Annotated in this window: 22 protein-coding genes; 7 read left to right on the forward strand and 15 right to left on the reverse strand. The window is 46.8% G+C overall.

The genetic code is table 11. From position 1 onward, the window contains the following. Positions 1 to 69 precede the first annotated feature (69 nt). Entirely contained in the window at positions 70 to 2,460 is a 2,391-nt protein-coding gene (locus CLV42_RS07535; RefSeq protein WP_106601276.1) for a discoidin domain-containing protein, read from the reverse strand. A gap of 480 nt (positions 2,461 to 2,940) precedes the next feature. On the opposite strand from CLV42_RS07535, the gene CLV42_RS07540 reads away from it, so the two are divergent. Further along, positions 2,941 to 3,399, forward strand: coding sequence for a DUF2059 domain-containing protein (locus tag CLV42_RS07540; protein WP_170117425.1), 459 nt, complete (start codon positions 2,941 to 2,943; stop codon positions 3,397 to 3,399). Between the two features lie 55 nt (positions 3,400 to 3,454). On the opposite strand, the gene CLV42_RS07545 is transcribed toward CLV42_RS07540, so the two are convergent. Further along, entirely contained in the window at positions 3,455 to 4,687 is a 1,233-nt protein-coding gene (locus CLV42_RS07545) for a CehA/McbA family metallohydrolase (protein WP_245901536.1), read from the reverse strand. 288 nt (positions 4,688 to 4,975) lie between these two features. On the opposite strand from CLV42_RS07545, the gene CLV42_RS33850 reads away from it, so the two are divergent. Continuing rightward, positions 4,976 to 5,116, forward strand: coding sequence for a hypothetical protein (locus CLV42_RS33850; RefSeq protein ID WP_170117426.1), 141 nt, complete (start codon positions 4,976 to 4,978; stop codon positions 5,114 to 5,116). 55 nt (positions 5,117 to 5,171) lie between these two features. On the opposite strand, the gene CLV42_RS07555 is transcribed toward CLV42_RS33850, so the two are convergent. Continuing rightward, on the reverse strand, positions 5,172 to 5,912 hold the full coding sequence (locus tag CLV42_RS07555) for an SDR family NAD(P)-dependent oxidoreductase (protein WP_106601279.1): 741 nt from the start codon (positions 5,910 to 5,912) through the stop codon (positions 5,172 to 5,174). 124 nt (positions 5,913 to 6,036) lie between these two features. On the opposite strand from CLV42_RS07555, the gene CLV42_RS07560 reads away from it, so the two are divergent. Beyond that, a complete protein-coding gene (locus CLV42_RS07560; RefSeq protein WP_106601280.1) occupies positions 6,037 to 6,420 on the forward strand; it encodes a winged helix-turn-helix transcriptional regulator in 384 nt (127 codons plus the stop codon). Positions 6,421 to 6,436: 16 nt separating this feature from the next. Here CLV42_RS07560 and CLV42_RS07565 read toward each other — a convergent pair whose 3' ends face one another. Next, on the reverse strand, positions 6,437 to 7,513 hold the full coding sequence (locus CLV42_RS07565) for a M48 family metallopeptidase (protein WP_106601281.1): 1,077 nt from the start codon (positions 7,511 to 7,513) through the stop codon (positions 6,437 to 6,439). A 7-nt stretch (positions 7,514 to 7,520) separates the two neighbouring features. After that, a complete protein-coding gene (locus CLV42_RS07570; protein ID WP_106601282.1) occupies positions 7,521 to 8,489 on the reverse strand; it encodes a YjgN family protein in 969 nt (322 codons plus the stop codon). Between the two features lie 152 nt (positions 8,490 to 8,641). Between CLV42_RS07570 and CLV42_RS07575 the strand changes: the two genes are divergently transcribed. Next, entirely contained in the window at positions 8,642 to 9,319 is a 678-nt protein-coding gene (locus CLV42_RS07575) for an alpha/beta fold hydrolase (RefSeq protein ID WP_106601283.1), read from the forward strand. 61 nt (positions 9,320 to 9,380) lie between these two features. Here the strand turns inward: CLV42_RS07575 and CLV42_RS07580 are convergent, their stop codons facing one another. The 6 genes from CLV42_RS07580 to CLV42_RS07600 are packed head-to-tail and all read right to left on the reverse strand — an operon-like array spanning position 9,381 to position 14,204. Beyond that, the gene (locus CLV42_RS07580; RefSeq protein WP_245901538.1) at positions 9,381 to 10,586 is read right to left on the reverse strand and encodes a metallophosphoesterase family protein; all 1,206 of its coding nucleotides are present in this window, start codon (positions 10,584 to 10,586) and stop codon (positions 9,381 to 9,383) included. Then, a complete protein-coding gene (locus CLV42_RS07585; protein WP_106601285.1) occupies positions 10,549 to 11,532 on the reverse strand; it encodes an aldo/keto reductase in 984 nt (327 codons plus the stop codon). The genes CLV42_RS07580 and CLV42_RS07585 overlap by 38 nt, the downstream gene beginning before the upstream one ends. Before the next feature lie 32 nt (positions 11,533 to 11,564). Then, positions 11,565 to 11,774, reverse strand: a complete 210-nt coding sequence (locus CLV42_RS34145; protein ID WP_211303400.1) for an NUDIX hydrolase — start codon at positions 11,772 to 11,774, stop codon at positions 11,565 to 11,567. Beyond that, a complete protein-coding gene (locus CLV42_RS34150; RefSeq protein WP_211303401.1) occupies positions 11,749 to 11,973 on the reverse strand; it encodes an NUDIX domain-containing protein in 225 nt (74 codons plus the stop codon). Before CLV42_RS34150 ends, CLV42_RS34145 begins: the two co-directional genes overlap by 26 nt. 15 nt (positions 11,974 to 11,988) lie before the next feature. Beyond that, positions 11,989 to 12,723 carry a LytR/AlgR family response regulator transcription factor gene (locus tag CLV42_RS07595; RefSeq protein WP_106601286.1) on the reverse strand — a complete coding sequence of 245 codons (735 nt, stop codon included), beginning with the start codon at positions 12,721 to 12,723 and terminating at the stop codon, positions 11,989 to 11,991. Then, positions 12,720 to 14,204 (reverse strand): sensor histidine kinase, encoded by a 1,485-nt coding sequence (locus tag CLV42_RS07600; RefSeq protein WP_106601287.1) that lies wholly within the window; start codon positions 14,202 to 14,204, stop codon positions 12,720 to 12,722. The genes CLV42_RS07595 and CLV42_RS07600 overlap by 4 nt, the downstream gene beginning before the upstream one ends. 198 nt (positions 14,205 to 14,402) lie before the next feature. Between CLV42_RS07600 and CLV42_RS07605 the strand changes: the two genes are divergently transcribed. Both CLV42_RS07605 and CLV42_RS07610 read left to right on the forward strand, forming a co-directional pair. Further along, the gene (locus CLV42_RS07605; protein ID WP_106601288.1) at positions 14,403 to 15,305 is read left to right on the forward strand and encodes an ABC transporter ATP-binding protein; all 903 of its coding nucleotides are present in this window, start codon (positions 14,403 to 14,405) and stop codon (positions 15,303 to 15,305) included. Further along, positions 15,299 to 18,799, forward strand: coding sequence for an ABC transporter permease/M1 family aminopeptidase (locus CLV42_RS07610; protein WP_106601289.1), 3,501 nt, complete (start codon positions 15,299 to 15,301; stop codon positions 18,797 to 18,799). Before CLV42_RS07605 ends, CLV42_RS07610 begins: the two co-directional genes overlap by 7 nt. A 62-nt stretch (positions 18,800 to 18,861) precedes the next feature. Here CLV42_RS07610 and CLV42_RS07615 read toward each other — a convergent pair whose 3' ends face one another. Beyond that, positions 18,862 to 19,176: a gliding motility-associated C-terminal domain-containing protein gene (locus CLV42_RS07615; RefSeq protein WP_106601290.1), complete on the reverse strand. Its 315-nt coding sequence runs from the start codon at positions 19,174 to 19,176 to the stop codon at positions 18,862 to 18,864. Positions 19,177 to 19,230: 54 nt separating this feature from the next. Here CLV42_RS07615 and CLV42_RS07620 point away from each other — a divergent pair, with 54 nt between their 5' ends. Continuing rightward, positions 19,231 to 19,653, forward strand: coding sequence for a hypothetical protein (locus tag CLV42_RS07620; RefSeq protein WP_106601291.1), 423 nt, complete (start codon positions 19,231 to 19,233; stop codon positions 19,651 to 19,653). A 219-nt stretch (positions 19,654 to 19,872) separates the two neighbouring features. Here the strand turns inward: CLV42_RS07620 and CLV42_RS07625 are convergent, their stop codons facing one another. The 3 genes from CLV42_RS07625 to CLV42_RS07635 all read right to left on the reverse strand — a co-directional run bounded on the left by CLV42_RS07625 (position 19,873) and on the right by CLV42_RS07635 (position 26,541). Continuing rightward, on the reverse strand, positions 19,873 to 21,450 hold the full coding sequence (locus CLV42_RS07625; RefSeq protein WP_106601292.1) for a M81 family metallopeptidase: 1,578 nt from the start codon (positions 21,448 to 21,450) through the stop codon (positions 19,873 to 19,875). 117 nt (positions 21,451 to 21,567) lie between these two features. Further along, positions 21,568 to 22,950: an ATP-binding protein gene (locus CLV42_RS07630; RefSeq protein ID WP_211303402.1), complete on the reverse strand. Its 1,383-nt coding sequence runs from the start codon at positions 22,948 to 22,950 to the stop codon at positions 21,568 to 21,570. Positions 22,951 to 23,001: 51 nt separating this feature from the next. Beyond that, positions 23,002 to 26,541 (reverse strand): eCIS core domain-containing protein, encoded by a 3,540-nt coding sequence (locus CLV42_RS07635; protein WP_106601293.1) that lies wholly within the window; start codon positions 26,539 to 26,541, stop codon positions 23,002 to 23,004. Positions 26,542 to 26,629: the final 88 nt, after the last annotated feature.

Raw genomic sequence — 26,629 nt, forward strand, 5'->3', positions numbered from 1 at the left:
ATCATAAAAACAAAGAGACCGTTCGCTGATGGCAAACGGTCTCTTTAAAAAAGGATTTCTTCGTTATACTTATTCTACAACCACTTTCTTACGGCTGTTACCTATTGAAATGATATAAATTCCTTTAGGCCAGTTAGAAATATCTACCTGCAGCTGGTTAACGTTGCCATTCACCCTGGTCTGGTAAACTTCTTTACCGCTGATGTTGTACACTTTCAGCAGAGATGCCTGCGTAGCACCTTTCAGCTGTACATTCATGGTGTTGGTAGCAGGGTTTGGTGATACATTCACAGAGAATGTATTTTCAACGCTTTTCACAGGAGTTGCCATTGCAAGCCTTCCTGCTGCCAGTGCATCTCCATACACTTCAAATTCCCAGATAGAGAAGCCATATGTGGTAGATCTCTTCAGACCATGTACCCTTACATAACGGGCATTAACCGCAGCGAAAGTCTGCTCTTCTGTACCGCCAGCACCGGTTGTTACCGTCTTCTGTACAGTCCAGTTGATCGTATCGTTGGATGTTTCGATAGCATAAGATGTCGCGAATGCGGTTTCCCATTTCAGCACCACTTTAGATACGCTCTGCGCGGTACCCAGGTCTACTGCTAACCATTCGTTATCAGTGTAACCGGAAGACCAGCGTGTTGCGGTAGCGTTGCCGTCAACAGCATATGCCGCAGGGAAATCTGCTGTTTCAATAGAAGAAGCCCACACTCTTTTATTGAGCGCCAGGTTGTTGGATGCAGCCTGCTGTGCAAAGTTGATCCAGTTGAAGTTAAATTCGTTTGAATCAAATACAACACGCAGTACTTTCTGGCCTGCAGTCAGTGCTGGTGTAGTCACACTTACGGTAGCCCATGTCTGCCAGCCACCAGTGTTTGGAACGGTAATAGTACCGGAGATGTTTTGTCCGTTCAGTTCCATATGGAATGTTTTTCCTGCAGCGGTAGCAGCTACTCTTGCCTGCAGGGTATATGTACCTGCCTGCGCGATGTTCACTGTATATTCGAGCCACTCGCCCGCCTGGATAGCGCCTACGTCATATCCATTTTCAGTAGCAGTCTCAATATCCACTCCTTCTGTAGTACGGTACTGACCCTGTGTGTTAGTAGCTGTCAGGTCGTGATAAGCCACTCCTTCGCCACCATCATCATAGTTTTCAGCTTCGATCCTTCCTGGGATAGCCCATGCAGTTCCTCCATGAGGCGCCTGTGCAGCAGCACCGTATACTTCCAGTTCGAAGATAGAGTAACCGTAAGTTGTCGCTCTTGACAGACCATGGATCCTTACGTAACGGCCATTGCCAGTTAAACCTGTCAGATCATTTACCAATGTGGTATTACCCGTAACAGATTTTACTTTTGTCCAGTCGCTGGTGTTGTTTGACACCTCTACATCGTAAGCGGTGCCATAAGCAGCTTCCCATGTAATCTTCACCCTGTTGATATCATAGCTTGCGCCCAGATCAACGTATAACCATTGGTCATCAGTGAAGGCAGAAGACCAGCGGGTAGCATAATTACCGTCGGTAGCATTGGATGCCTGCACGTTCTGTGTTGAATTTACTTCTGTTGAAGATACAGTTACCTGTTTGCCAGAAGCCAGGTTCTGAGGTACAGGCGTGCTGCCGTTACACACATTACCCAGTGTGCTGTAAATAGCATTTATGTCACCATATTCTGTGGCGATATCCCAGATCATGATACCACCTGCAGTTGATTTCGCCAGGTTGGCTTTCCTGATATGCTCAGCAGAATTATTATCGCCACTGTAAAATGGTACACCCAGCATTCTTTTGCTCTGTGCTACACCACGGGAAGTCCAGTAGGACATAGAGCGGCTCGCCAGTGCGTCGTCACCATAACACATGATATTCACCAGGTCGAGCATGGAAACGTTGTCATAGTGATCACCGTTATTGTCAGCAGTTTCTGATACCGCTGCTGTAAATAACTTACCCATGCTATGGAACTTTGTTCCGAGTGCAGTGGCCACATTGTTCCATTTGGTCTTTGTGGTTGGGTATTCCCAATCCAGGTCAATACCATCCAGGTTATACTTGGTGATCAGGTTAGCGCAGGCGTTTGCCAGGTTGTTGATAGAAGTACTACTGTTTGCAATAGTTTCAAACGGTGTATTGTTGGGTGAAGAGCTCAACCAGCCACCGATTGACAGCAATACTTTTACGTTAGCCGCGTGTGCTCTGTTTACGAGGTCAGTCAATACGGATCCGTTGTCCACGCTGCCGATGTTACCATCAGTGCCTGGAATGGCAAACGCATAGCAAATATGGGTATACTTGCTGTAATCCACTTTTGAAGGCGTGTTGATGTAATAGTTACCACCAGCTACCCATGACGGATAATATCCAACGACATTATAGCATGATACCTGGGCATAACTGGCTCCCGAAAGCATTAGGAGCCCTGCAAGAAATAATTGTTTAATTCTCTGCATAATTGGATTTTTAATGATTATATGAAGGATAAAATCTTCAATGAGGGAGCGATGCCATTGGCAAAATACTTGTAGTCATAATAAATTGCATATCCGTACGGCACCGTGAAAAGATCAGGTGCTGTCAACAGTCAGACATGATTAAATGGCATCAGCTTAAATATCCTGAGCTGCAAGCTACAGGCTTGTTGTAATGGAACTCAATATGTGCAAATTGTAATGGATTTTTATTGGTTATTCTGATAGGTTTTCTGCCGGCCGTGAATATTGTCTTTTAATAATATAAAGGTATGTCGAATTAGTATGCCGACCAATAAGACATCTATCTTTTTTTCAGGAACAGGAACGCGAATCCGTACTTGCAAATGCATTGGCTTGATAATTAATAGCATACGGCAATACGTCTTTAATACACCAGATTGTTTTCCTTTTTTATTCTACCTTTCCGCCACCTATTTCATATCATTTAAAAACATCAACATGAAAAAAATTCTCGCTATTCTGATATGCCTGACCTTTATTAACAATGCATTTTCTCAGACAACGCCAACGCCCAAGGAAAAGAAAATAAGGGAAATGCTGGAACTGGTAGGCTCCGGTAAATTAGGCGTACAGGTAGCGCAGCAAATGCTGACTAATTTCCAGGAGAGGTTCACGACCGTACCTGCCGAGTTCTGGGATAAAATGAAAGCAAACATCAACGCGGATGATCTTATTAATCTTACCCTGCCTGTATATGCGAAGTATTATACGGAGGAAGACCTTGACCAGATAATCGCGTTCTACAAAACACCAGCAGGTCGCAAAGTGATTGAGGTGACTCCACAGATCGTGCAGGAATCCATGCAGTTGGGTCGCCAGTGGGGACAGAAACTGGGGGAGAAGATCATCAGTGAGATGAAGGCCAACGGTTACGATCCCGAGAAAATTCAGCAATAAAGTAAAAAAGCAGTCCACCTACCGGCGGGCTGCTTTTTACTTTCTGATAATATTCTTAGAAGTTAGGATCAAAATTGAAGAAGATCGGATTAGACAGCCCCACCATATTTCCACTCAGCTTCATAGACTCAGGCACCTGCGGGTAAGGCGTACCTGGTCCCTCCACCGTCACACGGTAGTAAGTTCTGCCCAAGGTAGCCGGCGTATCGGTAAACTCGGCAACCGGGGTTTTACCTGTTACTTTTAAGGTATCGAATTTATTGCCATTCTTCACGACACTGATTGTATAAGTCTCTCCTGGAACGGTATTTCCTGTCAGCTGTATGCGGAATTTAACAGGTTTTCCCGTCGGTTTGGTATTATCTCCCATCATCATATCCATCTTACCATCCTGATCGAGATCTGCATAGAATTCAACACGGGGAGCATACGGATTTGCGCTCACAGATACCCTGCCGTTCGTCAATGCATCCACAACTGCCTGGGGAGTTCTGGCGGTAGCATATACCCAGGTGGTAGGTGTGCCTACATAGTTGGCGGTTGCCTGTACACTGTTCTTCGTTGCTTTATCGGGTGTATCTGGTGTGCCATGATGCGCATCACTTCCTCCCCTGCCGGTTAGTTTACGGCCGGATGAAAGCATGTCGTCCCAGATCATGATCGCATTCTCATTCTTGGACCAGATAGCGGAGTTCCATACTTCTATGGATTCGATCATATCATAGGAATACCCGAAATGATCTTTACCACTGGGATGATTGGCTGACAGATGAACACCTAATTCTTTCTTTACGGCGCCTATCACAATGTCGCGCTGATCACGCACATCATACAAACGCTGATGATCGTATGGTTTAGCGGAAAATACGTTACCATGTCCGCGCGTCGTTGTCCACTCTGCACCGTACAGCAACAATACCGAATCTGATTTGAATTCAGGATCCGCCCATGTATTATGCGCCACATCTCCATCCACGTGATTATCGTGATCGGTGATACAGATATAATCAACACCTGCCGCTTTGGAAAAGGCGATGATCTTTGCAATAGGGTTATTGGAAGATTCCTTACTATGCCGGGAGTGCAGATGCAGGTCCCCTTTTAACCAAATACCACCTTTCAGGCTGGCAACCGGCGGTATGTTATTAAGCTCCGTAGGCGCCCACGGACTAACGTGCGTTGACTGTGCCAGTGCAGCATTGGTAAAACAGCCGGCCATCGCCACCAGCAATCCGGTACAGGTAACCTGTTTCAGCAACATTCTTTTTTTGTCATTCTTGAACATCATATTAAAATTATTATGGTAACGCAAAGCTTGGCCGCATATAGGAAGATGGAAGTGACAAGTGCGCCGCAAAGGTATACATCGGCAAAAGTTGCGGGTGTTAAATTTAAATCAAGAGATCATTAAATATGATAGCCGGTTTGGTGATTTAAAGCGCATTGCGGGCGTTAACAGTAAATAACAGTTCATAACAGGGTCTGGCATAGTTTTGTCATTATTAAAGCTGAAAAGAAGTTTAAACGGACTGCAGACGCTTAACTCAACATTCATCACGCTAATAAACTTCACAACATGAAAGCTTTTAAATATTTCGCCATAACAGCCATACTTATTTCCGGATTGAGCAGCTGCCTGGTTGTCCGCGACAGACCTGGATACTATCATTCCCGTCCTCATTATCATCATTATCACGGACATGGATATTACAGATAAAAAAGTAAGGGCCCCTCATTCCAGAGGGGCCCTTACTTTATAACAAGTATCACAATCAGGAAATAGAAAGTCCGCCGTCAACAGGTAGTATCACACCTGTCACCCACGTGGAATCCGTCGTCGCCAGCATAGCAACATGCGCCACGATATCTGTTACATCTCCTCTCCTTTGCAACGGAATGGAGGTCCTTTCATTTTCGTGGATGGCCTGAATGATTTCCAATGGCAGTCCTGCGTTAGCCAGCACAGGTGTATTCGTAGGCCCGGGCGCCACTGCATTTACGCGGATTCCCAGCGGGGCCAGTTCCAGCGCCCAGGTTTTTGTGAGCATATTGATACCTGCTTTCGCGGCCGCATAAGCGCTGATCTCCGGATATACCTTAATACCATGACTGCTGCTGATGTTGATGACATGCCCTTTGGTAGCCGCCAGGAAATCGAGACAACCGGAAGTGAGCAATGTGGGAGCGATCACATGCGTCCGGTACATGGCTTCCATTGACCTGCTATTGATACCTTTCAGCGGGGTCAGTTCCACATGTCCCGCGTTATTGATAAGTACGTCCAGCCTACCGCTCCAGTTCAGGCGGATGAATTCCAGTAGTTGCTGCTCATCGCCTTCTACCTGCGTATCGTATGCCAATGCATGCAGCCCCGGCAACTCATTCGCCAAAGCAGCCAGTTTCTCTTTATTTCTACCTGTTACCAAAACCTGCCATCCGATGGAATAGAAATGCCGTGCTATTCCCTCTCCAATACCGGAAGTACCTCCGGTGATCAAAATGTTCCTATTCATAAACTCACTAATTTTGTGCAAAGGAAAGCACCAATCAGGTTTCTATAAAGAGCTTACACCAGGGTAAGTAAGTGGGATCAGGGTTGGTTTTACCTGCTTTGGGGCTTTTTTAAAAAACGGTTTTATGGCTTATAACAGAAAAATGACATTAGACTGCAATTCCAATCCCAATGCAGATTGTGCATTGGAAGCTGCATTGTCAATAATAGGCGGGAAATGGAAGCTGAAGATCTATAAAGCGCTAAGGAACGGTGGCAACGTCAGGTTCTCCAGCATACACAAATCATTGCTGGATATATCCGAAAAAACGCTTGCTGCACAGCTGCGGGAGCTGGAAAACGACGGTATTGTTACGAGGACGAGCTATCCGGAGATCCCACCTCGTGTGGAATATACATTGACGGAACTGGGTACACAACTTGAGCCGGTATTCGAGTCATTAAATAACTGGGGGAAAGCATATGTTGGCAATCGTTCTGCTATAGAGGCAAACGAAGGATTTGAGTAAGGAGTATACCCGCGGATCACTCATGGTACCGCTGATGTAACTGCCTGAATATCTCCTCCATCTTTTCATTATTCCTCGCGCTGGCAGGATGGGCTTTAATATCCTGCTGTACGTAGCTGATACGATTTTCAGTCAGCGGGTGCGTGCTGATAAACTCAGGTATCTTTAACTGGTGGTCCAGTTTCTTCAATTCCTGCATCAGCTTCACCATTCCCTGCTGATCTATCTGGTTCCGGCGCATGGTTTCCAGACCAGTGATATCCGCCTGTTCCTCATACTTACGGGAATAGGTAAGACTATAAACAGCACTTGCATTAGCGTATAACGTACCTGCTATCCCACCAACGTCACTGATCAGTACCGACACCAGCAGGCTGGTGCTCATATCCCGGCATAATTTACGAACTGAGTGACGGCGGGTAACATGCGCCACCTCATGGGATAACAATGCTGCCAGTTCCTCTTTTGTATGTAGTTTCTTCAATAAGCCCGTATATACCATCACATAACCACCTGGAAGCGCATAGGCATTCTCAATATCACTGGGCACCAGCGTGAATACAAGAGAATCAGACGTATCCCACTTCATTTGTGCAGCAAACTGTGTCAGCAGCGCACTACCTGCTGTGTCAATCTTCTCCTGCATACTGTTACGGGCAGCAATACCGATCTGTTTATCAAAAGACCGGGGTAGCTGATCAACCACCTTGTCGGCAACCCAGGGCAGTATAAAGAAATGGGTTGCCAGCACAATACCGATGAGTACTGCCAGGGCAATCAGGCCTACTTTATAACCACCACGCAGTGCCAGGTCTTGCAAACCGGCACCGCGTATGTGTTTATAATTTTTAAGGAACTCTTTTACAAAAACCGGGTCATTCACCTCCAGGGTACCACCGCCTTCTCCAGTATACATAATACGGATAAAATTGCGGTCGCTTACCTGTACAGATATCTCGCTAAAGAACCATCGCAGTTGCTCAGGAGGCATGCCCTCCAGAGTATAGTCCAGCAACAGACTCGCTTCGAATACCTGCACATTGACAGGAATGGCCTTTGCTACCTGGTGATTGTAATACAGTCCCTTGTACATATTGTTATTAGATAATACTCAGATCAAACATATCCACGAGATCCTCGCCTGTTGCATTTCTGTATTCTTCTTCTGTCTGCGCCAGTTCCGACAGCTCGATATCTCCTACTATTTCAACATTTGATAACAGGAATTCCACTGTACGTGTCTGTACCCAGGCAAAAGCAATACCGAATGTAAAAATAAGAAGGATGAAATTGACGATCATCAGTCCGGCGAAATTTCCACCCGAAGCTGTAGAACGGAATGTGAAAGTCTTATCACCCTGCACGAGGCGCAGATTATCAACATAATAACGGAAGATGTCAGCCTGCCACCAGAAGGAATAGATACCGAATGTGATGATAGACAGGAAATACCCTTTCAGGTTCATAAAGAAGAAATCACTGCCATTACCATTATAACGGAATTCGCCGCTGCCGAAACGGATGTTGCTCAGCAGATAATTACGGATATTGATTGCAGCCCAGGCGCCATAGATACCAAAAGTAACGATCGTCAGTCCTATCTCTTTCAGAAACAACTTCATAAATGTTTTCCTGTCGCCACGGTAACCAAAACGGATGCCTCTCCAGGATGTTCTGGACCAGTGGTAACGGTTTGCACCGTGGATCGCCGCTGGCACAACAAAGGCCAGGAAAGCCAGGTAAAACAGCACGCCTACGATAGGCAGCTTGAGGTAAGCAAATACCTGCACAAGAATGATCACCGCAATGAAAAGCCCCATAGCTTTCAGAAATCCTTTGAACATCTCTTTACCCGTACCATTCCAGGCAAGGCGGGAACCATCCAGTTCTGTGGATGAATAGAGATATTGTAATTTCTTCGCTTTTGCCCAGGGATAATACAAGCCAAGTGTTACGGTTGTCAGTAGCCAGTTTAAAATAAGAATGCCAAAATAAGTACCTCCGTCACCGTGAAATGTCAATGCGGGGCTTTTAATTACAGTGCCCGAAGGGCTGTACTGTTGTTCCATGTGTAGGGGATTTTAGGTATATAGGTTTAATAATTAATAGCAACAAATATATAAATTTCTTTTATATTAATCTTAACATATTGCCTGAAGTGCGAAAACACCTTTTCGGTTGTTTTTGAAGCAGTTAGAACAAAATCTATTAACTTCATTACATGAAACCATCCTTGTTAATACTCCACGGCGCCATTGGTGCATCCCGTCAGTTAAGGGCAATAGCGGCACAACTGTCAGCACAGTACGAAGTGCATCTTTTTGATTTTCCTGGTCATGGGGGAAAGGAACTGCCGGAAGCCCCATTTTCCATTAAACTCTTTGCGGAGGCTGCGCTGGAATACATACAGGTGCATCACCTGCAGCAGCTGACCATCTTTGGTTATAGCATGGGAGGTTATGTAGCCATGTACCTGGCGAAATATCATCCGCAACAGATAGCCAGGATCATTACCCTCGGTACCAAATTCCACTGGGATGAGGTAACCGCCGCCAGAGAGATCAAAATGCTGGATACCGCGGCTATTACCGCGAAAGTGCCCGATTTTGCAGCCATCCTGGCCGATATGCATGCCCCCAACGACTGGAAAGAAGTATTGCAACGTACGGCTGATATGCTAACGGAAATGGGTAAGGACAACCCACTGAAACCGGACGATTATAAAGACATAAAGACAGCCTCTCTTATTATGCTCGGCGACAGAGATAAAATGGTAACGCTCGAAGAAACGATCGCTACCTACAAAGCCCTGCCTGATGCAAAGATGGCGGTATTACCAGGCACGCCCCACCCGGTGGATAAAGTGACGCCATCGTTACTGGCCTTTTTCCTGAGTTAAGTGACAATAAACGAGGGCTTCCAACTAAAGCGGACAGCCCTTACTTTTTATAACAACTACTTTACTTACCTATTTCAATTGTAAAAGTATCTTCCGGTGAAGCAATAACATCATTCCCTGACGTATTGCTGTCCGGCACCGGATAATAATTACCCGTCAGGAGCAATCCCTTCTCAGTTCTCTCCAATGTGATCTTCAGGAATCCATGTTTATCATCGCAATAACTTTCCAGTTCCACATCATCAAACAGCGGGTTTTCGTTGGTAAAACGCTTGTCTTCCAGAGAGGCTATCGCATGCAACTCATCATATCCGCCGCCGCCGGCAACGATAAAACACACTGGTCTTCCGCTTGGGTAGCTCCTCTTAAAACGCTGATAATTGTGTACGTGGCCGCTGAAAACGATGTCCGGCCTGATACCCGTTTCCTCAAACACCGACTCCAGCAGCGTGATCATCGGGATACTGGACCCATGGTTGATATCTGAAGAATAAGGCGCATGATGTATACAGAGTATCAATGCCTTCCCTGGCCGTTCCTGGTCAGCAGCTTTCAACTCTTCCTTCAGCCAGTTCCTTTGCTCTTCTGTAACGATCCCGAATTTAGGCACATTACTGTGCATACCGATGATATTGGCAAGCGGCGTATTCAGTGTCCAATATACATTGGGCTGCACCATACTTTTCCTTTCCGAGCCACCACTGAATGCCACGGTATGCGGACTTGTATCACAAAATACAGTCATGAAGGCATCCAGGCTGTTATAGGGCGCTGCATCGGGATTAACATCGCTGTCATGATTGCCTGCTATGGCAAAGATAGGTGCGGGATAATGTTCATAAGGGTCAAAGAACTGCCGCTGGTACTGTGAGGCTTCTCCATGGTTGTACACCACATCTCCGAGATGATAAAGAAACTGTGGCTGGTCACCGGTATGCTGATACTGCCTGACCATCTGTCCCACTACTTTTTCCTGGAAATCAGGGCTGCGCAGGCTGCCTGTATCCCCTACCAGGTGAAAGGTCATTTTATCGTTACTGATGTCCGGAATGACACGCTGTATAGATAAACGGTATGGATAAGCACCAGTCGGTATCGGTAATGCCCTGAATTTATAGGAATCGTCCGGTTGATCTTTCTTTAGCACAGGTGTTTTATATCTCATGACAATAGCAATAGTACAGGGTAAAGATAAGCGTAAAAACGACAACCAGGTAGTGATGAGATAGTTAATAATGTCCCCGTATCCTGCTATGAATCTCTTCATCATACAGCTTTCTCAACTGTGCATGAGCAGCAGCTGACAACGGCTGCAACCCGGAAGCCGCTACATTACTATTCACCTGACTGATCTTTGATGCGCCTGGAATAACAGTTGTTACTTCAGGATGGTCCAGTATCCAACGGATGGCCCACGCTGCCATGTGCTCATCAGGCAATAGCGCCCTGATACTGCCGGCCAGTTTCACTCCTTCCCTGAATTCAATACCAGAAAAGGTTTCTCCTGTATTAAAAGCCTCACCATTTGCATTGTAGTTACGGTGATCATTCTCTTCAAAGACGGTATCTTCTTTAAACTTCCCGCTCAGCAAGCCACTTGCCAGTGGCACACGTATGATCAGCGCGACACCCTTTTCTTTTGCTTTCGCAAAAACCTCATCCGCCACATGCTGCCTGAACAGGTTAAAAATGATCTGTAAAGACGCCAATCCTTCCTGTTCCAGGCAGATCATCGCTTCTTCCGAAGTTTCCACACTGGCGCCGAAATAACGGATCAGTCCCTCCTGCTGTAATTTCCGCAAGTTGTCAAACACCTTCCCTGAACGCATCTCCTCCGTTGGGATACAATGCAATTGCTCGAGGAACAGTTGAGAAAGCCCCAGGTGTTGCAAAGATTCCTCTGCATGGCGCTTCATCGCATCATAAGTAAAGTTCTGTGGCCAGCCATTAGGTACATCTCCCCTTCGTCCCAGCTTAGTGGCAACGAAGAGCTCTTTGTCAGCTGATTGCAGGAATTTACCAATAATAGTTTCGCTTACACCCATCCCATATACATCCGCAGTATCTATAAAATTGCCACCGGCATCCGTATACGCCTTCAGTATCTTTATTGCTTCTTCCTCATCAATATTTCCCCAGTCTGCACTTCCCAGTTGCCAGGTACCGAGCCCTACTTCCGCTACCTGCACGTCTTTAAATGGTCTGTAATTCATAACTTATAAGATTTGTAAATGTTCCCTGCAAACTAGTCTATGAAACCTTCCTGCTGCAATTTATGCAGGATGGCGATCACACCGGGGGCCTGTGCCTCCTGCCTGGAATAATCAGCTACCGAGAAGAAACGTACTTCCCCTATTTCTGCTGCCGGTTCAGGTACGATATCACGGTGCAACCAGTAGCAGTCCTGCTCCATGATAATGCCTTCATTCTCACCGAAGGCAAGGCGCCGTAACATGTGTGTAATACACCAGTTCCTGTTCGGTTATGCTGACGTTCAGTTCTTCCGCTATCTCCCGGCATAATGCCTGGCGTTCAGATTCTCCTGCATCCACCTTCCCACCGGGTAAATAAAAACATTGTTTATTCCTGCTGTAAGCCAGTAAAAGTTTCCGTTGCTGAACCGATAAAAGCCCAACTGTTTTAAGCACCGTCATTTGCATGATTAATATTCAGGTTCCCAGCCCGTTCAGTAACTGCTTCACCACATGTTTATAATTCTTTCCCAGTGGTAGCTGTTTCCCATTCTTCAGGCTAATGATATTTCCCTCAATATAGCGCACAAATTTCTTATTGAGGATATAAGATTTATGGATACGGATGAAGGTATCTGCAGGCAGCTGGCTTTCAAAGCTGCTCAGGGTTCGCTGTGTAAGCAGGAAACGCTGTTCATCCCATACCTTGACATAGTTACCCAGGCTCTCCAGGTAATATACATCATCGGGATTCAGCAGGATCTGTTTCTTATCAGATTTAATGTAGATCCTCTCCGGAACGGCTGTAGCAACTGGCAGTACTACCGGTACCGTTGAGGAAGCCTGCTGCCTTAATGTGTGATCTGCCAATGCCCGGTTAACGGCCTTCAGGAAGCGCTCAAAGCGGAAAGGCTTGAGCAGGTAATCACATACATCCAGATCAAAACTTTCAAGCGCATGTTCTTCATAAGCAGAAGTAATGATCACAAGTGGACGCTGCTGTAATGTTCGCAGGAAATCCAACCCATTCAGCTTAGGCATGCGTACATCCAGGAAGATCAGATCAATAGCCTGCCTGTTAAGGAAATCAGGCACTTCTGTAGCCCTGTAGCATTGTCCGCAGTTCTCCAGAAAGGGAACATCCTCCATATATCGCAGAATGATATCATGTGCCAGTGGCTCATCGTCCACTATTAAACATCGCAAGCTCATGAGAAGTCCAGTTGCATTTCAGCCTTAAATGTATAATTTTTTACAGCGGTTTTCAGGACATGCCGGCCAGGATACAACAGCGCCAGCCGTTTCTGCAGGTTGTCCAGTCCTATACCGGTAGCACTTGTAATACCGCCTTCGAAGGAGTTCTCACAGCTGAAATACAATTGCCGGTCAGTACAGGTAAGCTGCAGGTGCAACAATGCCGGACCATCCGACGGTTCTATACCATGCTTAAAAGCGTTCTCAATAAAAACGATCAGCAGCATAGGAGCGACCGGTTGGGACTCATCACTGATATGCTGAATAAACTGCAAGTCCAGCGGTATTTTCGAGCGGATACGCTGTAGCTGCATATAGTCGGCTATATACTTTATTTCCTCCCGGATGGGCACTGTCGCCTCATTCCCTTTATAGATTACATACCGCATCAGCTCTGACAATTGCAGGATGCTTTCCGGCGTTTGTTTTGATTGTTGCAGGCTCAGTGCATACAGGTTATTCAATGTATTGAAGAAGAAATGAGGGTCCAGCTGCTGCTTCAAAAGATCAAGCTCTGCGCGGGTCTTCTCCTTTTCCAGCGATACAATACGGTTGTTCTGTTTTGCCCATTGCAGCGCCAGTACAATAGGTAAGGTTAAAAATATAACTGCCAATCCCCCAAAAGCATTCTCCAGTAAAAACGGGTTTTCTGAAAAGATCCCTCCCAGCAACTTATTGATGGGCAATACAGCCAATAGTTGCGACAATACCGGATAAAGAAAAGCCATCAGGGCAAACACACTCATTATGTAGATAACCATCCCTTTTTGCTTCAGCACCTTCGCCACCAGGAAACGGCTGTTGATATAATACAACAGGTAAGCACACAAATACATGAACATGAACTGTGCAATAAAACCTAAAAAGAGTCCCGGCCTTGTAAGGATCTTATATCCGTCAAACTCATAACCGATCAGTAACTGCTCTTTTGTATGATAACGTGGATTATCCATGCTGGATACCGCCATAACCGAAAGCGTAATAGCAATAAGCAGCAGGCTGACCAGCACTGCTTTATCAAGACTGATCTTATTCACCCATCCCACATGGCGGCCCCGCTGCTGGTAGTACACCAATGCTGACAATATCAATTCAAGTGAGATACAGCAAATAGCGACTGTGACCAAAGAACCTACCGAACGATCACCTGGCTTAAATACAATACACAAAGCAGTGATAAGTGGCAGGCAAACACCATAACTGAACAGCCAGTACAACAGATATCGCCTGCTGGTCAGCTGTTGCAGCCATCGCATCCTGTTCCAGGAGAACACAAAAGCAGGTATTTGTATGATGGCTGATATCCCAACGTGCATAAGAAACGCCTTCCAGTTTTCCGGGCGCAACTCCAGTATGCTGATCCATATCAGCATCCCACCAAAGAGCCAGACATCCAGATGCCCGACCAGCCACGCTTGTCTTTTCGTTAATTCATTCATATTACTACAACAGATAAAAAAACACTTATTCACGCATCCACACAAATATTAATGACGAAAGCATTGTTTTTCGTGATGTACGTCGTCAATAACCGATATAATCGAATAATAGTCGTTTATCATCTTTTGCTGTGCGTTCCTCATCTATAGTTGATCAGGCAATCCATCAAACCTAGCTTGCAGGCATATTCACCCACTATGCACAGACTACAGATAAAACATCTCACTAAAAGTTACGGCAATAATGTCAAAGCGCTGGACGACATCTCACTGGCTATCTCCAATGGTATGTTTGGACTGTTAGGGCCTAATGGCGCCGGTAAATCATCTTTAATGCGCACACTGGCTACCTTGCAGTTACCCGACAGCGGGCAGATATTATTCGACGGCAGCGATATACATCAGCATCCCCAGGTACTACGAAGCCAGCTGGGATATCTTCCACAGGATTTCGGCGTTTATCCTAAAATATCAGCGATGGCATTACTGGACCACTTTGCCGTGATGAAAGGACTGCTACATAAAGCAGAAAGGAAAGAACAGGTACTCGCACTCTTACATCAGACAAACCTCTATGCAGTCAGAAAACAGGCGGTCAGTACTTTATCAGGGGGTATGCGGCAAAGGTTTGGTATTGCACAGGCGTTATTAGGCGCGCCTCAGCTGATCATTGTAGATGAACCTACCGCCGGCCTGGATCCGCAGGAGCGGAACCGTTTCCATGACCTGCTCAGTGAGATCGGGGAACAAGTAGTCGTACTGCTCTCCACACATATTGTGGAAGATGTACATGACCTTTGTCCGGAGATGGCCGTATTGGCTCACGGGAGGCTCATTTTACAGGGAAAGCCTGCGGCATTGACAGATAACCTCGCAGGACGGATCTGGCGAAAAACGGTCACTAAAGATGCACTCCGGCACTACCAGACACACTTCAATATTATTTCCACCCGCAGAATAGCAGGTAGCATACAATTACACGTACTTGCCGGTGAATGTCCGGATCAGGGATTTGAGCCCTTTCATCCCGGTCTGGAAGATGTCTATTTCTCTGCATTATTTGGAGCACAACGCTCCGGGAAGGAGGGTGCTGTATGTTAAGTACCCTGTTTGGATTTGAAATTCGCTACCATTTCCGGCAGCTGACCTTTCGGATAGCTGTCCTGCTGTTTTTTATATTGGGATTATTAGGAGTACATGGCAATTTTGGCGGCAGTGATGTACACGCCAATGCCCCTTATGTCATCACATATATCATCAGTATTCTCTCTCTTTTCTCCATTTTCGTCAGCACATTATTTTGTGCGAATGTCGTGTTACGGGATACTACCTATGGAATGGATGCAGTGTTGTTCACAACAGCAGTAAAACGCTTTCCCTATTTCACCGTCCGGTTTCTGGGATTGGTGTTCACGGTATTACTTATACTCTGCGCTTCCATTATGGGAATGTTAGTGGGCGCTTTATTTGCCGACAGTTCACGCCTGGGTGCCTTTGATCCCGCTTACTTTATTCAACCATTGCTTATCTTCGGGATACCCAATATCCTGTTCGTTTGCAGTGTTATCTTTTGCACAGCAGCATTAACCAGGGATGTTCGTGCTACTTACGCCAGCGGCGTATTATTATACATCCTCTATATGGTCAGCGCCATCCTTGGCAACTCTCCTTTTTTTGCTACTTCAGCGCTGAAAACAAGTACGCCCGGCCTGCTACCATTATTAAGCGATCCCTTTGGATTATCCATCTTCTTCGGAGACACCCGTTCCTGGTCAACAACACAATGTAATCAACGGCTATTTCCATTTGACGGCCCATTACTGCTAAACCGCCTGCTATGGACAGCATGTTCCTGTTTGTTGCTGACTGTTACCTACAGATCCTTTGTATTCCGCCTACAGCTCCCGGCAAAGGCCATCCGTTCCGGAACAGAGGAAAAAAAGGTGTCTGCCATCTCCTACCGGCAACGGCAGGTACACCCGGAAGGTCTTTCCTATGTCTGGAACAGCTTCTGCGCTCAGTTCAGACTGGAAGCCGTATCCGTATTTAAACATATCCCATTCCTACTAATGGTGGCCATGTGGATCTTCATTTTCTCCGTCGAATTAAAAGACTCACTGTTGAATGGTGTCTATGGTATTCAACTCTATCCTGCTACCAATATCATTGTGGATACACTGCTGCCGGTCCGTCCTGCCATGTTGCTGATCATTTTCTATACCGCTGAACTGTCAAGCCGCGAACGGAGTACCAATACGCAGTCATTGCTATATAGCACGCCTGTTTCCAATATGACCATCTGGGCGGCGAAATGCAGTACGCTGGGAATACTGATAGCAATACTGATCACTGCCAATATTACCATTGGATTGGTGATGCAGATCTGTAAAGGCTACTGGCAGATTGACCTACCAATGTACATCTCGCTATACTACTACAGCGGATTCCCCTTGTTCCTGTTTACCATCCTCACACTCTTTATTCAGACATTAACACCTAACAAATACCTGGGAATGTTGCTGAATTTATTGGCAGCAGCCATTATCATATTTGGTCGCCAGTTTGGAATAGAACACTATCTGTTCCGTTATGCGCAGACACCACGCATGAATTATTCTGCGATGAGTGGTGTCGGCCATTATGCCCATGCTTTTAACTGGTACATGTTGTACTGGTCAGCTTTGGCAGCCCTGCTTTCACTGATGACTGTCAGCCTCTGGCAAAGGAGCCGGTATATCAACAACAGATGGCGACAAATGAAGTGTAAGCTGGTATGGCTGGTTCCCCTAATCATCTTCCTGTTCACAGGTGCCTTTATCTACTATAAAGCCAATATTGAAGGTGGATATAAGAACAATAAAGCGCAACTGGAATGGCTGGCACGTTATGAACAAGGGTACAGACCATTGGCTGATCTTCCCCAACCGGTCATCACCGCTGTAAAAACAAACATAGACCTATATCCGGAAGAAGGGAAATATACGGTAAAAGGCAGCTTCAAACTCCGGAATGTTTCCTCTGTTTCTATTTCAAAGATCTGGGTCGGCGTAGATCCGGAGGTGACCTTCTGTAGCATTTATTTACCAGGCGTTGCCCATACAACGCACGATAAAATATTCCATCAATACTGGTATGAACTGAAAACACCCCTATTGCCAGATGCAACAACCACCCTGCAATTTGCTATGGAAGTGATCCGTTCAGGTTTTACCCCATTCAATAGCGAGCATACAGTGGTCACTAACGGCACTTATATTGAGCTGGAAAAATACCTTCCCTTCCTCGGGTATAACGACCGGTTTGAAATTAGTGACAACGCCACCCGGAGAGCAAAAGGACTACCCGAACAAGCGCAACCCTCCCCTCCTGACAGTACCTATCATCTTATTGATTTCGAAACAACTGTTTCCACTACCCGCGGGCAATACGTCGTTACCGCCGGCGTGCTGCAAAAGACCTGGGCAGCCAATAACCGTCAGTATTTCCACTATAAAACAAGTGCACCTGTCAATTACATGTTTGCCCTCAGCAGCGCCAGGTATGCCATAAAAAAAGAAAGCTATAAAGGTGTGGATTTCAGCATTCTCTTTCACCCCGGACAAACGGCCAATCTCCCTGTTATGATGCGGGCTATGAAAGATGCCATAGACTACTGCTCGCAGCACTTTGGTCCATATCCGCATACGCAGCTGTTGCTTGTTGAGCTGCCGGAATACAAAGGCGCGGCAACAGCTTACCCGGGAGTAGTGTTCAGCGCTGAAAATATCAATTTCCTGGGCGATTTCAGTGATAGCAATAAGGTTAACCATGCCTATGGTATCATTGCCCATGAAGTGGCACATCAATGGTGGGCCAACAAACTCTCTCCTGTATTTCAGCCCGGAGCTGCATTGCTTACCGAGACGCTCGCACAATACACAGAAGCCATGCTCATAGAGCACGCTTTCGGCAAGATGTTTATGCGGGATTACCTGGGGGCCGATAACCGGCTATACTTTTCACTCAGCAACACAGACGAGCAGGAACTGCCATTAGCCAGGACCAGCAGGCAGCCTTTTGTGCACTATCAGAAAGGCAGCCTGGCTATGTATGGCGTAAAAGAAATAGTAGGAGAAGAAAGGATGAATAAAGCCCTTCACCGGTTGATGGACAAACATGCTTACCCGGGAGTAAAAGCCAGCGCAGATGACCTGGTGAATGAATTATGTCAGGATGCGTCTGAAAGTGAAATAAGGCTTATTAAAGATTGGCTTGAACAGGTCATTGTCTATGCATTGAAAGTGGAAGTATTGTCTTGTAAACGGCAACCAAACGGACAATACAAACTGCTGCTAAATGTGCATATAAACAAAACAGACCGGAACAATAATCGTTCATTGTTCCCTGATGAAAACATAGATATCGCTGTCTTTGATGTCCCCTCCGGCGAGCTTGATGGTCACAGCACGCCTATATACAGTGAAAAACACCATTTTTCCGGCGCCATGACCCATCTGAATATTACCGTCAGCAAACCGCCTAAAACGGTCGCTGTTGACCCCTATTGCTATCTGCCGGATGCAAATCAGGCAGATAACCTGGCAGCGGTGAAATAAAACACAAAACCGGCCATTTCTATGCTTAAAAACATAAAAATGGCCGGTTCACATATAACACATTATCTTATCAGGGTAAAGGCTCCTTTCTGCATCAGTTTTTCCTTCTCCTGTCCAAAGAAACAATAGGTAACAATATGAACGTACGATCCTGCTGGTTGCAGCTCGCCTTTAAACTTACCGTCCCAGTGTACAGACGCATTATTGGACGAAAATACCAGTTGTCCCCAGCGGTTAAAGATCTGGATATTGTATACTGCCACTCCTCTCGACTTTACAACAAACTTGTCATTCACACCATCTCTGTTTGGTGTAAAAGCCGTAGGAACATACAGGGAATTATTAAAGGTGACATACACTGCCATGAAAGCCTTCATAAAAAACGCTGTCTGGAAAAGCGATACATTTACAGTAGAATAAAGTATGTTATTATGCCAAAGGATTATTTCCTGGAGATGATTGAAGAATTAGGCAGGGTCTTAAGGGCTGTTATAAGTGCTAAGAGAAGCGAGCCGGCAAGAGCCCTGCAGGAAATTAATACGGTATTTACCGCCACCAAATTCAGCACGAAAGACTTCTTCGACAGCCTGAGTACCGCCGAACTGGAAGCATTTATTAAGGAACAGGACGTCCATTATTCCACACTAGATGTACTAACGGACCTCTTATTTGAAGAAGCCGATATCAGACTCAATATGGGCGATTATGTAACAGTGGAAGCACTCTTAAATAAGATTGCCTTCCTCATTACCTACATTTCAAATAAGGAATCGGAAGCGAAGGTCCTCTCCCTAAAGCGTGGCCCACAAAAGGAACGTCTAAATTTCCTCCTCACAAGCCTGCATAAATCATAAAAACACTAAAAAAAAGACAAAGAAACACTAATAAAGAAACCGCCTACCCCCCAACAGCGACAGCGGAAGTAGCACCCGGTTTCAGATGAGAATGGCGGGCCTTCGGCTCTCCGGTGACACGACCGATGCTGCCCAATAGATATCCAACCCCAACCCGCTTGACAACGCTAAATAGCCTTCCAGAGAGGCGCCGACCGACATCCCATACTGAAACCGGCGCTACTTAGCGTGTAAAGAAGCCCTCAGCCTATCTGACGAAGGCACCAACTTCGCCGAAAGATCCGGCTCTTTCATACTCTTGTCCAGCGGAAACATCGGGCGTTGAATTCTCTTATATGGCAGCCGTTCCAGGTCCTGATCCACCCCACCCGGTGTTAACGCCAGTATCCAATCAGCCCTCATATTATACAATTCCGGCTCCAGATACCCGATCTTCACAACAACAATATCTGATTTCCGCGGATTCAACCCCAACCTGGTAAAGTCATTTTCTTTGTGATAAGGTTTCCGCTTCTGCGTAACAATCACGTGCACACTCCCTACTTTCACCACCACCTCCACTTCTGCATCCTTATCGCCTTTTTCAATAGCTTCCACGGTACCAGCCAGTCTTACCGGCGGCGCATAACGCGCATCCACGGCAGCACCGGCATAAGCATCTACGCGACCACCTACACCTGCTTCCATCGCCTTTTTCACCAGCTCAGGACCGGGAATAGAGGCATAGATCAATGAAGGACCATTCTCCGACTGGAATTCCTTTCGTTTCAGGATCTCCGTTAAAGTCCAGGTTACATCACCAGCACCACCGGCAGTAGGATTATCGCCGGAATCACTGATAAAGAAAGGATGTTTGGCACTGGCAATCGCCTTGTCCAGCGCGCCCTGCAGATTGTCAGTAGGTGCAACGAAGGTATAACCGAAACGGGCATCCCAGAAGCTTTTGGCCAGCTGTTCAGCCGTATGCGTTACTTTCTGTTTATCATCGCCGGTCACCATTACCACTGCATGGTTACGCGGCTCATCTGCCCAGGCATATCCCACCCAGATGGCGGCGTCAATGATACCTGGTTGTGCAGCCGCAGGTGCGACAGCCTTATAAACAGTCTTTGCAGGCTCTATACGCGTACTTGTCTTTTCTCCCGGCAACAACACAGGAATAGGTATCCAGGCTTTAAATGCAGGCTTTCCCTTACCGCTCTCTATCCTTTGCAGCAGGTGCTGCACTGCCCGCTGTTTGGTTTCCATAGCATCTTCATGCGGCGCCATCCTGTAACAGGTGATCAGGTCAGTATTCTCTGCCAGTCGCCAGGATACGTTGCCATGCAGGTCCATAGAGGTAGAGATAATTGTTTTGTTACCGATCACTTTCCGGATACGTGTAATAAAATCTCCTTCCGGATCATCCAGCCCTACCACACTCATAGCCCCATGAATATCGAAGAACAGGCCATCATACGGGGCATTCTTCTTCAATGAATCCAGCGTTTGTCTCACCAGTGATTCGTATGCCTCTCGGGTAACCGCTCCTCCCGGTAAAGATTTGCCGATCAGGGCAGGTATCCATACCGCCCGGTAACGTAAAGGAGAGTCCACACCAAAAAAGGGATAAGCATTGAATACATCCGCCCCATACCTCGCATGGAACGCCTCCTCTTTTGTTAATGCAGGAGAAAAGGTACTGGACTCTATCGCCAGACCGGCAATAGCGATACGGGGAAGATGTTTCGTTTGTGCATTTACAGTAGCTGACACCAATGAACAACATGACACCATTAGCAGAAGGAAACGCCTCATATATAAGATTTTAGCTGATAAATCCAGAGAATAAGCGCAGTCAATTTAATCAAAAACTCCCTCATTTTATAATGAAGCGCTAAGGCTATTCAAGCATTCCCCGGATGCATCATCTGATTACTTATAGATCTTGCCTTCCTTGTTAAATTCCCTTATCAGCCCTTCTTCCAGGTCAACAGCAGATACCGGCGAGATACTTCCATCCGGCTGCATATTCTTCAGGAAACAATACTGTGCCACATTGATGATAGATGCACCGGAGATCTCATGCGTAGCCGAGACCTTTTCCAGTATGCCCTCTTTCTCCATCATATTATCCGGCAGGATCATTTTCCAGAGTTGCAGACGTTCTGCCTGGTTAGGCATCGGGAATTGTATAATAGACTGAAAACGCCTTGAGAAGGCGGGGTCAATATTGTTCTTAAAGTTAGATGCCAGTATCACCAGGCCATTATAGTTTTCTATACGTTGCAGCAGGTAAGCAATCTCCTGGTTGGCATATTTATCGTGCGCATCCCTGATATTGGTACGCTTTCCGAATAAAGCGTCCGCCTCATCGAAGAAAAGTATCCAGTTCTTATGTTCTGCCTTATCAAATAAATGGGACAGGTTTTTCTCCGTCTCCCCGATGAACTTGGATACTACCAGCGACAGGTCAATGCGGAACACATCAAAGTCTTCCTGCATGTTATCCGGGTCTTCTGCAGGATCACGTTTACCCAGCAGACAGGCTGATAAGGTCTTACCTGTTCCCGGCGGACCATAAAACAATGCGCGGTAGCCGGGCTTCAGGCGTTTATTCGTAGCGCGTAGTTTATCTTTCAGGCGCAGCCATTTCTTCAGTTCATGTAGCTGTTCCATAGTCTGCGCATTCAATACCAGGTCGGGCCAGTCCAGAGGAGTGGTGATGCTTTCTGCCGGGAAATCATTCCCGAAGCGGGGTTTCGCATGGGTGCCGGTCAGGAACAGGTCAATGTACTCCTGCGACATTACCAGCTTCCCACTCATCGCCGGTTCTCCTTCTTCCGGCTTTTCCACCCACAATACCTGCCGTTTAGCAAAGAGATGGGTTTCACTCAGCAATTGCATTTTGCTGATGCGTGTAGATAAGTCTGTACCTGCCAGCAGGAACAAAAAGGTATCGCCGGTAGGTAATAATCCACGGAACTGTGTACCCTTCACACAACCTATCAGGGGGAAATCTCCTTTATCTACCAGGTGTTCATGAATAAGCGTTTCAAAGAACACGGCATTGATATGGGGGGCTAAAGCCATGATAAGCAGTAACTGCGCATCTTTATCCAACTCGTTGTCATGGATGAATTTTGTCAATGGAGCATCAGGCCAGGAACTGCCTGGCTGAATACTTTCATCTGGTATCATAGGTGTAGTGCCGGGTTCAGCGCCAAAATACTGGGTTAAGCGCTTCCGCATTTCGGTTTGCAGCCAGGAAAGGTATTCCTGTAAGGCTGCTGCATTCTTGGTGTTGTCAATCATCATTTCGATACTATTTCAACTGCTTATTTTCGTTGACGGTATTTGTTTACTTTATTACTTTTCGCTGGATTTATGAATATCCCCAATCTCACCTGTCACATGGTTCCAGTTAATTGAAATGTCGATGACTTTGCCATCAGTATTCCAAACCGTACCGTAATAGCGCATCTGATCTTTCCAGGGTCCCAGGTGGCTGTCATAATGATCAGGCGTAGCTGGCGTCGGCCTGTCTCTGAATGAAAAACTGACTACAGTCCCAAACCTTTCTGTAAAGGTCCGCGATCCCGCGATCCGCGCCAGCACTTGTGCTACGGTAGGCACTAGCTTATTAACATTCTGGTACCCAACTGCCTGTTCTACTTCTGCCGCCTGATCCACATGCTGGCGTCTTCCGGCGTTACGTTTCTTCTTATCCGACCGTTCATCATCACCATAACCATCATCCTCTCCTTTGTCTTTTCGATGGCCACCTTTCTTACTGGTCTGTATATAGTTATAATCCCATGTTTCACCTCCATCAATAACAGTGATCGATTTAAACACGTCACTATGGCTCTCTTTTACGGTCGCGGCCACCTTTTGCGCCTCTTCATGTGTGATCCTGTCGTTAGTCAGATAATCCTTCTCTACATTTTCAAATGCCTGCAATCCTGCATTCAGTTTTTGTTGTTTCTCTTTATCCGTCTCTTTTTTCTCCTTCTCTTCACCCGGCGCCATATCTGCCTTCACTTTCACAGACTGCTTATTGGGCTTACCCTGGATAGCACCACTCACAATCCACAGATCATTGCCCTGCGCCGCAAAGCTGATGCCCGGTGTACTGAACTGCTTCTTGATATCCTCTACTGCCAGTGTGATCTCAGCTTTGGTCATCGGCTTATGCGCCTCCAATTCCTTCAGCTTTTGCATCGCACCGGCAAAGTTCTTCAGCTCATCAGGCTTTTCTTTACCTGCATCTTCCTTACCGCCGCCACCTTTTCCGGCGGCAGGCGCAGCGCCTGCTGCTGGTGGTGCGCCTGCTGCTGACTTATCGCCTGTAGCAGGAGGAGCAGTTCCCGCAGCTGGTGCAACAGCACCAGCGCCTCCGTCTACAAACGTACCCGGCTTTTCCTTTTCTCCCGTACCACTCTTTTGTGGTACATGGTCATTCACCAGGTCTGTCATGAATTTAGCGCCATCAAACTTCGCTTCACTAAACTTAATATCTGGTACTTTGTGCGATCCCAGTACATGTTCTATATCGGCTCCTATACCAAATTCTCCCGGCAATGGATATTCAAGTGAACCGATCGGCCAGGTCCATTTCTTATCCGGCAACGGCGACCACCACGGGCTATCCAGCTCCACAAACAGGTCTCCGCTCAATCCCAGGAACGGCTGCGCCGCTATTTCCATATGGCCTTTAAAGAAGAACTCTCCCGGATCACGGTAACCAATGGTCGGTCTTGCATCTACATACCCTTTCACGCCGGCATCTGCATTCAGGCCTACACCAATCTTCACATCATGATCCGCTACTTCCAGTCCGGCGCCCCCTTCTGCACGCAGCCGTAAGCCTGCATAAGCAGACATATTCAGGGAACCGGACAATGTGATATCCTTTGCTACATCAGGATTATTCGAATAAGTGCCTTTTACCTCTATCTTGTGGATCTTCGCCGGCCCTACTTTCGCCAGGGCGCTTAATCCTACATTCGCGAAGACGAACACATTACCCAATACCGGCACACCATACGCCGCACGTGCTTCCAGCTTGAATAATTCCTTCGGATAATCTTTCTGGTCAAACAAGAGGATTTCTTTCGGAGGAGCGATCTTACCCACTACTGTCACAAAACCTTTACCATCTACAATCACATCTACCGTACCTGCAAACCAATCTGTCATGCGGAAAGTAAGATTCCCCATACCAGCTATACCACGCGGACCTTTACCTGTTGCTGCCGGTACTCCCGGAGGCAGCGCGGCATCTTCTGCTTTTACACCTCCTAATGCGGTTACTGCGAAGTTGTCGGCCGTTTCCTTGTCGGTCATCACCAGGGTCACCGAACCGCTTAACTTATCGCCCTGGTAACCTACTGTGCCTTTCACATCGAGTACGCCGTCTATGAACTTCGCATCTATATTCCCAGAGAAAGCGCCGGCACCCATAGTCACACCAAAACTACCTTCTCCTGACATCTTACCGTCCAATAGCGTAATGTCCAGGTTACCCTGGGCCATTCCTTTAATATTCATATCTGCCACTACATGCGCCGTAGGTTGCATGTTCGCAAAGCCCAGGTCCATCGTCGCATTCGCAAAACCGCCTACCTTCACCTTGATACCATTGAGCGTAAAGGTGAAGGCGCCGTTTTCAAATGTATTGGTAGCCTTTGACAGTACATTTTCTACATCTATGCCTGTCAGCCAGCCAAGGGCTTTTCCATTCTTACGCAGCCATTGTGGAATAGCTTCTGGCGCATTGCTCCTTCCGATAGTAGCAAAACCGCTCACCTGGCCGTTAGCAATACGCACGGCGAGCATCGGATCAGCAGTGCTGAACATCGGCATGTTCAATGGTAGAAAAGTATTCTTCAGGCTTTCCAGTACACCGTCTTTCTCTCTCACTTTTATAACACCTGCACCTGCTATCTTACCCGCGGTGATATTCACATCCACACCTTTATCTTTTGCCCCTGCAATAGCCTCCTTTAAAGATGCGGAAGGATTGAATGTACCAGACGACACGTCCACAACCTCTCCGGCAACGGCAACACCTTTCGGAGCTGTTGCCGCGGGTGCAGCTGCAGGCGCACCTTGCACAGGTGGTGTAGCCGTGCGCTCAGATGCCGGCATCTCCTTCTTCTGCACCGCTGCCCCCTGTTGTACAGTATGGGTCAGCTCATGTGCCAGCAAATGCCTGCCGCTGCTGCTGGTGGCGTCAAACTTACCTTCATTGAAATAAATATCATTACCATGAGTGAAGGCCTGTGCCTCCAGATCATTACTCAACGACGCAGCTTCTTTCCCCGTGTGCACCCGCACACCGCTAAAGTCGGCCCCCATCGCCGACTCCATCGCCGTACGTGTATCTGCTGGTAACGGTGATCCGCTACCTTTCGAATTTTGCAGCCGTTGTTCCATTCCCGCATGACTGCCGCTCTTTGCATCAGCAGCCCCATTCTCCTTCCGCTGTATGGGATCATCACCGTCTGCCATGCTATCAAATACAGGCTTACGTTGTAACTTCTTTTCATCTCCTCCCAACTCCTCCTTTCCATCCTGTTCTTTCATCCGCAGTACGCCCGGCTGTGCCGCAGGCGCATGACTGGTATGCAGGGTACTCACCGCGGGTGCAGCAGCCTTCGCCTGAACAGCCGGCTGGTTCATACCCCGCACAACTTTATCCGCCACCTGGTCTGCCTGCTTTTCATAGTGGTCGTCAGGCTGACCCACCGTCAGTTTCCGTTGCACAAAAAATGGCGCTTTCCCCATTTCCTTCTCTCCGAAAAAGGCATTCCTCTCCCCGTCTTTCCCAAAGAAAGATTTATCTGAGGATGGTTGCGGCTTAGTTTTACTGGCCGTACTTTTGGTATCGGTGGCTTTTATCATTGCATTGGGGTCGGACAGTTTATACCAACTATATCATTTATACGATGCATATAACATCATCATATATGGGTAACAGTTTATAAACATA

Source organism: Chitinophaga ginsengisoli, from assembly GCF_003014595.1.
Lineage (GTDB): Bacteria > Bacteroidota > Bacteroidia > Chitinophagales > Chitinophagaceae > Chitinophaga > Chitinophaga ginsengisoli.